The 647-nt window shown below is 47.9% G+C and carries 1 protein-coding gene and 1 pseudogene; both read left to right on the top strand.

All coding sequences use genetic code 11. The features are described 5' to 3' along the window. On the top strand, window positions 1-498 hold a 498-nt coding region (locus tag ACFIMW_RS09470), incomplete at its 5' end, for a lytic transglycosylase (RefSeq protein WP_375608923.1). A 12-nt stretch (window positions 499-510) separates the two neighbouring features. After that, window positions 511-647: pseudogene (locus tag ACFIMW_RS09465) on the top strand (phage tail protein); the annotation flags it as partial.

The following is a 647-nucleotide window of genomic DNA, read 5'->3' as shown; positions in this document are numbered from 1 at the left end:
AGCACAGCCAAACAATATGGTTTGCAAGACCGTTTTGACCCCATGCAAGCGGCAGATGCCATGGGGCGCTTGACGCTTGATAATCGCAATCATTTAAGCCGCCTTTTGGGAAGAGCGCCTACTGATGCAGAATTGTATTTAGCACATCAACAAGGGGCAGGAGGAGCCGCCCGCCTTTTACAAAATCCCCATGCCAATGCAGCGCAAATTGTTGGCAGTAATGCGGTTGGTTTGAATGGTGGAAACAACGCTATGCGTGCAAGTGATTTTGTCAACCGCGTGCTACAGATGTATGGGGGGCAGCCTTATAGAGCAAGTCCTATAGCACAGGGTGGTTTTGGCAATAGAGACAACTTGTTAGAGGTTTTACGGGCATTATTAGCATCACAATTAGCATCGCAAGAAGAGTCTTCGGAAGAAGAAGAGAGTGATGAAGATGATAACCCTTTGATGACGCCCTTCATGCGGGCATTTTACGGACCGTTTTACCGAAATTAGGATTCACGAGAGATGTCGACGATTTATGATTGGTCGCTTAGAGCGGCGGATAATACACGTTGTGATGCTTCAATTGATTGGTCAGAGGGACAGCATCCTAGCAGTGTGAACACGAGCGCCCGTGTGATGATGCAGCGCGTAAAGGAATA

The sequence above is a fragment of the Bartonella sp. AC329YNZD genome, from assembly GCF_042196685.1.
In the GTDB taxonomy this organism is placed as follows: domain Bacteria; phylum Pseudomonadota; class Alphaproteobacteria; order Rhizobiales; family Rhizobiaceae; genus Bartonella.
The sequence above is the reverse complement of the archived record's forward strand: the minus strand, read 5'-3'. Positions and strand labels throughout refer to the sequence as shown.